Below are 8,187 nucleotides of genomic sequence, written 5' to 3'. Positions count from 1 at the left end.
CGTTGCCAGGTAGGAAGACCTGTTCTGAGAAGGACAGGTTTTTTTCTATATAGAGGTAGAAAGCCAAAAATATCCCTCATAAAAGGCCTCCTTTCCATTTTGAGGAAAACGTAGTGCAAGGCCGTTATTGACAATTCGTTATTTCTAATATTTTGTATGAAGCATTAAAAAAACAAGATGAACACTCGTGATTACATATCATCATTTTATCTTATACAGAAATCGTTTTAGAAATTCCTTTTTCTATTTTTAATGTGTTATAATGCACAAGTTATATGAAGGGAAGTGCCAATGATGTCAATTTCAACAGATATATTGCATCAAATGGAAATTCTGAAGTATGCGGGTGCTGTAGATAGAGAAAATGAAATATTATATTTATCATCTTACATGCAACGTGAAACAGGATTACCCTCTACCAACAGGATGAAGAACGTTGTGGTGAATTATTCGCAGTTCTGTGATTGGTCACATACAAAACAAACAGCTTTTGATTTGCAGTTGGTAAAAACAACAAATCATCATGCATATTATCGTCTACAAAAGATATCGACCATAACTACTGGGCAAATGTTTCTGATGACGAATATTGATGATATCCTCGCCATTGAAATGAAACAAAACTATGATCGTCTACAAAATAAAAAATTAACGAATAATATCCCTTGTGGCTTATTTAAGGCGGCATTGGATGAGAGTATGACACTACTTTATCATAATCTTTATTTTAATAAGACTTTTGGATATGATCCTACGGATGCTATTTCAGACATTCAACAGATTGTATTACCTGATGAATTTATGCAACTTCTAAAAGATATAAGAAGTCATAAAATTACCGCTTCTGATACGTATTATTTTGAGGAGGAAAATCGTTGTATTAAGAAAGATGGCTCTATTATATGGGTGTTATGTCGTTATGCGTATGAAGGTAATGATATCTTTGGAGCTGTTTTTGATATCACGGATCGCAAACTGATTGAGGATAGATTACGTATCAGTGAACAGGAATATCGAATTGCGATGAAACAGTTGAATAAGACATTGTTGCGGTATCATATTCCTACAAAGACATTGTCTATGGGAGACCCAGATGATCGTGTATTGGGGGATTATACAGAAGTTAAAAATGTCCCCGAATGTGTGCAAAACATGAATTTAGTCGCAAAGGAAAGCTTAGAGGAATATATGCGGTTCTATCATGCAATGCTGGAAGGTGTGCCACAAGGAAGTGCTATGTTTAAATTGCGTGTAAAAGACAGAGATGATTATGCATGGATAAAAGCACATTACTTTTTAACATATGATAAGGAAAAACATCCGGTTACATCTATCATTTCATATGAAGATTATACGGAAGAATATGATCAGGAGTTGTCTTACCAACGATGGATACAGATATTTGAAAATCAAAAGGCAAATGCGATTGCTTATTATGAATATGATATTACCAAAGATCAGCTTGAGGTGATGGAAAGCACGGTGATACCTGAAATTCCATTTGCGAAACGTCGTTCTTTTACTTTTGTCGCGCAATATGCGGCAAATAACTTTGTTTATGCAAAAGATCGCAAAAAATACCTCACCATCTTTGATCGCCAATATCTGTTATCTTGTTACTATCAAAAAAAGTTTGTCGTGACTTGCGAGCATCGCCGTTATGATGTAAAAAAACATATTTATTGGGCTAAAGCGGAAATACAATTAATGGAAGATCCTTATACAAAGCATATTAAGGCATTCGTTTTGATTCAAGATATTGATAAAATCAAGTGTCGAGAATTAGAAGTGCAGTTGGAGTTAGAGAGTGATTCATTGACAGGATTGTTAAATCGTAAGACAATTGCAGAAAAAGTAGATTATATTTTGCAGGAACAGGAGGAGGAACTGCATGCTTTGATCATGTTGGATCTGGATAATTTCAAACAGCTAAATGATAAATTGGGGCATATGCAGGGAGATGAAGTATTACGTGATGTAGCGCAAATCTTACGCGGCTTAATGCGTTCACATGACTTGTGTGCACGTATTGGCGGTGATGAATATATCTTATTTTTAAAGGATATTTGCAATCGAGAAGCTTTGCGTAAAAAACTTCAGCAATTAAGCGATGCTCTTAGTTTTAATGTAGATGGCATAACGATCAGTGCCAGTTTGGGAGCTTGTTTGGCGCCGGAACATGGCGATAATTTTATGACACTATATCAAAAAGCAGATGAAGCAATGTATGCAAGAAAACGAAATGGGCGCCATGGTTTTCGTATATATGGAGAATAACTGAAATAATCCTTATAGACAACAGACTGTGATTCGGATGGTAAGCACATAAATAGGAACATAAGAATACTCATGTAGATTACCGTATGAAATCTATTTTGAAATGCTGTTAGAAGATAATAGATGTGTGTATCTGTAATTATTTTTGCAATAGAATGCAAAAGATAGTTACGATCACGCATCTTTTTACATGTAGGGATTGCAAATTGTACTTGGTTTCGTTATCATGTATAGGCATGTCATAAGGAGAAGAATTATGAAAACATTAACTTTTCGTCAAATAATAACGGTATCTATGATGCTGTTTGCCATATTCTTTGGAGCTGGTAATATGATTTTTCCACCTGCCATGGGACAATTAGCAGGAACAAGCTATCTTGCGGCTTTGGCTGGTTTTATTCTGACCGATGCTGGAATTGCCATATTAGGAGTTACTGCTGTTGTCCTGGTTGGTAATTCTATGAGTGACTTAGGTAAATTGGTAAGCCCTAAATTTGCATTATTTTTGTCTATCTGTGTGTATATGTTAATAGGCCCTTTATTTGCCTTGCCAAGAACAGGAAGTGTATCTTTTGAAATAGCGGCATTGCCTTATCTTGGAAATAATAATCGAATGCTGTTTTCCTTTTTGTTTACGGCGATATTTTTTGGATTGACCTATTATTTAAGTTCTAATCCTAGTAAAATCGTCGATGTCGTTGGAAAATATTTGACGCCTGTATTACTGATCAGTATCTTCGCTATCTTTATCGCAACCTTATTGTATCCGCAATCACAAGAACCCTTAGCTTTTGGAACGATGACACAAGCGAAGGGAGCTTATGTGGATATACCATTTTTTCAAGGTATGATTGAGGGATATAATGCATTAGATGGACCGGCAGGGCTGGCCTTTGCTATCTTAGTAATAACAGCAGTTCGTGGATATGGTGTCAGTGATAAAAAAGCAATTGCGAAATATACCATTTTATGTGGATTAGGTGCTGCGGCTTTTTTAGGTATCGTTTATTTTATGCTGACCTATGTGGGAGCTATGACGATTACACCATTTGAAAATGGTGGTAGCTTGCTGCATGCAGTGACTAATCATTTATTTGGCAGTGTTGGAGGTATCATTTTGGGAATTGCTGTTTTATTTGCCTGTCTTACCACTGCCATAGGTTTGACAACTTCCTTTTCTGATTATTTTCAGACATTATTGCCACGTGTTTCTTATAAGAAAATTGCTGCTTTTGTCTGTTTATTCAGTTTTGTGATATCGAATGTCGGTTTGAGTCAGCTTATTAAAATCGCATTACCAATATTATTAATTATTTATCCTGTTACGGTTACGCTGATTTTGTTATCTTTTATGCGCCGCTTTATTAAACATCGTAAAAGTGTTTATATCGTTGGCATGGGATTTACCTTTATTGTTGCATTTTTATATGGCTTAGACACAGCCGGTTTATCTTTAGGCAGTGTGAGTGTTTGGGTAAGAGAATTGCCATTTTATGAGTTGGGCTTAGGTTGGGTACTTCCAGGAGCTATTGGCAGTATTCTTGGTGCTTTGCCTTTCCTAAATAAAACAGCAGCTAGTGCTGCTGCCGCACAGGAATAACGCTTATTCTAATGCATAACCTATATTAAAATCATCATACATCATACAGTTGCTTTTCTTCCTCTATTTATATTTTCCAAAGCAATAAGTAATGACATCTTACTGAATAAAAAAGGATAGTGCCCGACAATACGCATCTGGCGCTATCCTTTTCATAAGCCTTCTTAATGGTAACAGCAAGTGTTTGCGATAATACAAGTTGTGCCACCTGCATCAATATAAGGCAGTGTCTTAGAATTGAAAAATTTTCTTTAACCCTTTGGCAACGCCTTCCTCATAGACAGAAGCGGTAACCATATCCGCGAAGGATTTCACATAATCACTGGCAGTCCCCATGGCAACGCCCATCCCTGCCATTTCCAGCATCTTAATATCATTTGTACTATCACCAAAGCAGACACATTCCTCCCAAGTGAGGTTCTCCTTTCGCAATACCTGAGAAATGCCAACAAATTTATCATTATTTGCATTGAAGACATCGTAACAGAAATGATCTTCAGCTACTTCAATCAGATCACTGCGCAGCATCGGGTGCTGCTTTAAGAAAGTATCCAATGCACGCTGATTCTTTGTCATAATGACAGAATTATATGCATTATGACGTTTGTGATAACTGCGGTTTTCATCATAGAATAAATAATCCAATACATGATGATCTCTGCAAAAGTCATATAATGGATAAAAGCTGTCGTAAATATACGATGCATCGCCAAAATGAAACATCAAGCCATTCTGTTGTTCCTCGCACCAGTCAACGATATCCTGTGTGGTTTCCCTTGCTAAGGGATTTTCAAATAACAGATTTTGTTGTGCATCCAACACATAACCGCCATTGATCAATACCATATAATCAAAATAGGGGATGCGTTCTAAGATCAGGTGCATCTGATTCAAAGGTCTTCCGGTAGCTGCACATACCAGCACGCCTTGTTCTTTTAACTTGCGCAGTGCATCCAGATTTGCCTGTTGAATAATGTCGTTTTCTGTTTGATACATGGTCCCATCCATGTCAAAAAAAGCGATTTTGTAAGCCATAAATAAACTTCCTCTTTCCTGTATGTAATCATACCGTTGTCATTATACTAAAAGAATGGGCATTTTTCAAAGAAAATAGAAAAAAGGTGTTGACATCCGATTTCAGTTGATTTAAGATAGATAGGCAAGTGGATTTTTAGGGTTCCCCAACAGCGGGAACTAAATTTACACTTCAAAATGACACACCCGGAAATGTGTGTTTGCGAAAGGAGGATATTATGCCAACAATTAACCAATTAATTCGTAAAGGTCGTGAACAGAGCGTGAACGTTTCTAAGTCACCTGCTCTGAATAGAGGATATAACTCATTGAAAAGACGTCCTACTAACCTGAGCGCACCTCAGAAACGTGGTGTATGTACCCGTGTTGGTACCATGACACCTAAGAAACCAAACTCTGCGTTGCGTAAATATGCCCGTGTTCGTCTGAGCAACGGTATGGAAGTTACAGCTTACATCCCAGGAATCGGACATAACTTACAGGAGCATAGTGTTGTAATGATCCGTGGAGGTCGTGTTAAGGACTTACCAGGTGTTCGTTATCACATCATTCGTGGTACTTTGGACTGTGCCGGTGTTGCTAACCGTAACCAGAGCCGTTCTCTGTATGGTGCTAAAAAACCAAAAGAAGCGAAAAAGAAATAGTCAATTGTGAAAGGAGGAAATTTCAATGCCTAGAAAAGGACATGTAGCAAAACGTGATGTATTAGTAGATCCTATCTACAACTCCAAGCTGGTCACTCGTTTGATCAACAAAATCATGATTGATGGTAAAAGAGGGGTTGCTCAGAAGATTCTGTACAACGCGTTTGATATTATTGAAGTAAAAACAAATGAAAAACCAATGGAAGTTTTCGAAAAAGCTTTAGAAAACGTTATGCCATTATTGGAACTGAAAGTTCGTCGTGTAGGTGGTGCAAACTACCAGGTCCCAGTAGAAGTATCTGCTGAAAGACGTTTGACTTTAGGTCTGCGTTGGATCGTTAACTACGCTCGTCTGCGTAGTGAAAAAACTATGGAGCAAAGACTTGCTGCTGAAATCATGGACGCTGCTAACGGAAGCGGTGCATCTGTGAAAAAACGTGAGGATACTCATAAGATGGCAGAAGCGAACAAGGCATTTGCTCACTACCGCTGGTAAGAAAGGAGTTCATTATGCCACGTCAGTATTCATTAGAAAAGACTCGTAACATTGGTATCATGGCTCATATCGATGCTGGTAAAACTACAACAACAGAACGTATCCTGTATTATACAGGTGTTAACCATAAAATCGGTGAAACCCACGATGGTGCTTCAACGATGGACTGGATGGCACAGGAACAGGAACGTGGTATCACCATTACTTCCGCTGCCACAACAGCAGCATGGAAGGGTCACCGTATTAACATCATTGACACTCCGGGCCACGTAGACTTCACAGTTGAAGTTGAACGTTCATTGCGTGTACTTGATGGTGCGGTAACAGTATTGGATGCAAAAGCCGGTGTAGAACCTCAGACGGAAACCGTTTGGCGTCAGGCAACGACTTATGGCGTACCAAGAATCGTATTCTGTAACAAAATGGACGCAACAGGAGCTGATTTCCTGATGTCCTGCAAGACGATCGTTGATCGTTTAGGGGCAAAATCTTGCCCAATCCAGCTGCCAATCGGTGCTGAATCTACATTCTCTGGAATCGTAGATATCATCGAGCGTAAAGCTGAAATTTATACAAACGACTTAGGAACTGACATCAAGATTGAAGAAATTCCTGAAGATCTGAAAGATCTGACAGAAGAATATCGTGCAAAATTGCTGGAATATCTGGCTGATTACGATGAAGAATTCATGATGCAGGTTCTGGAAGGTGAAGAACCAAGCGTTGAAGAAATCAAACGTGTACTGCGTATTGCGGTATGTAAGGGTGACTTCTTCCCAGTATTGTGTGGTTCTGCATATAAGAACAAAGGTGTTCAGATGGTTCTGGATGCAGTTGTTGATTATCTGCCTTCTCCATTAGATATCCCTGCTATCAAGGGTACATTGGAAGATGGTAGTGAAGTAGAGCGTCACGCAAGTGATGATGAACCATTCTCTGCATTAGCATTTAAGATTGCTACGGACCCATTCGTAGGTAAGTTATCTTACTTCCGTGTATACTCCGGTACAGCAAAATCGGGAAGCTATGTATTGAACTCTACCAAAGGTAAGAGAGAGCGTTTCGGACGTATCGTTCAGATGCATGCAAACTCTCGTAAAGAAATCGAAGAAGTTTATGCAGGTGACATCGCTGCTGCCGTTGGTTTGAAAGTAACGACAACAGGTGACTCTCTGTGTGCTGAAAATGATCCAGTCGTTTTGGAAAGTATGGAATTCCCAGAACCAGTTATCGAATTGAGTCTGGAACCTAAAACTAAAGCTGACCAGGATAAGATGGGCTTAGCATTGGCAAAACTTGCTGAAGAAGACCCTACATTCAAAACTTATACAGATCAGGAAACAGGACAGACGATTATCGCCGGTGTTGGTGAACTTCACCTGGATATCATCGTTGACCGTCTGCGTCGTGAATTCAAGGTAGAAGCAAATGTTGGTCAGCCAATGGTTGCTTACCGTGAAACAATTCGCGAAACAGCTGATTGTGAAGGTAAATACATCAAACAGTCCGGTGGTCGTGGACAGTATGGTCACGTATGGATCAAATTTGAACCTCAGGAAGAAGGCAAAGGATTTGAATTCGTTGACGCTACCGTTGGTGGAAGCGTTCCTCGTGAATACATCAAACCTACCGAAGAAGGTCTGCGTGATGCATTAGAAAACGGTATTATTGCCGGTTACCCTGTAATCGATATCAAAGCAACATTGTTCGATGGTTCTTACCATGATGTCGATTCAAGTGAAATGGCATATAAGATTGCCGCTTCTATGGCACTGAAAGCAGCTGCTAAGAAGTGTAAACCAGTTATTCTGGAACCAATCATGATGGTAGAAGTTACTGCACCAAACGAATACTTAGGTAGCGTTATGGGTGATGTTAGCTCACGTCGTGGGGCAATCGTTGACCAGGAAGAAAGAGGAAATGCGATCATCGTTAAGGCACATATCCCATTGTCTGAAATGTTTGGTTATGTAACTGATCTTCGTTCTTTCACTCAGGGTCGTGGAAATTATTCCATGAAATTCGACCATTACAGCGAAGTTCCTAAGAGCATTGCGGAAAAAATCGTTAAAAACAACAGTTCTGAAAATTAATTGTTGCTTTTATAAAAACTTTGAATTAGAATATACATGAAA

Annotated in this window: 6 protein-coding genes; 5 read left to right on the top strand and 1 reads right to left on the bottom strand. The window is 38.8% G+C overall.

The features are described from left to right. Window positions 1-294: 294 nt before the first annotated feature. Both AC1VS3_RS12295 and brnQ read left to right on the top strand, forming a co-directional pair. Window positions 295-2,277, top strand: coding sequence for a sensor domain-containing diguanylate cyclase (locus AC1VS3_RS12295; RefSeq protein ID WP_008690129.1), 1,983 nt, complete (start codon window positions 295-297; stop codon window positions 2,275-2,277). A 256-nt stretch (window positions 2,278-2,533) separates the two neighbouring features. Beyond that, on the top strand, window positions 2,534-3,877 hold the full coding sequence (gene brnQ, locus AC1VS3_RS12290) for a branched-chain amino acid transport system II carrier protein (protein ID WP_008690128.1): 1,344 nt from the start codon (window positions 2,534-2,536) through the stop codon (window positions 3,875-3,877). A 231-nt stretch (window positions 3,878-4,108) separates the two neighbouring features. Here brnQ and AC1VS3_RS12285 read toward each other — a convergent pair whose 3' ends face one another. Continuing rightward, complete coding sequence (locus AC1VS3_RS12285; RefSeq protein ID WP_008690127.1) at window positions 4,109-4,912, bottom strand: HAD family hydrolase; 804 nt, start codon at window positions 4,910-4,912, stop codon at window positions 4,109-4,111. Window positions 4,913-5,130: 218 nt separating this feature from the next. Here AC1VS3_RS12285 and rpsL point away from each other — a divergent pair, with 218 nt between their 5' ends. The 3 genes from rpsL to fusA are packed head-to-tail and all read left to right on the top strand — an operon-like array spanning window position 5,131 to window position 8,145. After that, window positions 5,131-5,556 carry a 30S ribosomal protein S12 gene (rpsL, locus tag AC1VS3_RS12280; RefSeq protein ID WP_008690126.1) on the top strand — a complete coding sequence of 142 codons (426 nt, stop codon included), beginning with the start codon at window positions 5,131-5,133 and terminating at the stop codon, window positions 5,554-5,556. 25 nt (window positions 5,557-5,581) lie between these two features. Continuing rightward, window positions 5,582-6,052: a 30S ribosomal protein S7 gene (gene rpsG / locus AC1VS3_RS12275; RefSeq protein WP_008690125.1), complete on the top strand. Its 471-nt coding sequence runs from the start codon at window positions 5,582-5,584 to the stop codon at window positions 6,050-6,052. A 14-nt stretch (window positions 6,053-6,066) separates the two neighbouring features. Further along, a complete protein-coding gene (fusA, locus tag AC1VS3_RS12270; RefSeq protein ID WP_008690124.1) occupies window positions 6,067-8,145 on the top strand; it encodes an elongation factor G in 2,079 nt (692 codons plus the stop codon). Window positions 8,146-8,187 lie beyond the last annotated feature (42 nt).

It is taken from the genome of Longicatena sp. (assembly GCF_982403165.1).
The sequence above is the reverse complement of the archived record's forward strand: the minus strand, read 5'-3'. Positions and strand labels throughout refer to the sequence as shown.

Bases quoted from the DNA above. Each gene is read 5' to 3' on its own strand.
- AC1VS3_RS12295 (WP_008690129.1), top strand. From the start codon at position 295: ATGTCAATTTCAACAGATATATTGCATCAAATGGAAATTCTGAAGTAT.
- brnQ (WP_008690128.1), top strand. From the start codon at position 2,534: ATGAAAACATTAACTTTTCGTCAAATAATAACGGTATCTATGATGCTG.
- AC1VS3_RS12285 (WP_008690127.1), bottom strand. From the start codon at position 4,912: ATGGCTTACAAAATCGCTTTTTTTGACATGGATGGGACCATGTATCAA.
- rpsL (WP_008690126.1), top strand. From the start codon at position 5,131: ATGCCAACAATTAACCAATTAATTCGTAAAGGTCGTGAACAGAGCGTG.
- rpsG (WP_008690125.1), top strand. From the start codon at position 5,582: ATGCCTAGAAAAGGACATGTAGCAAAACGTGATGTATTAGTAGATCCT.
- fusA (WP_008690124.1), top strand. From the start codon at position 6,067: ATGCCACGTCAGTATTCATTAGAAAAGACTCGTAACATTGGTATCATG.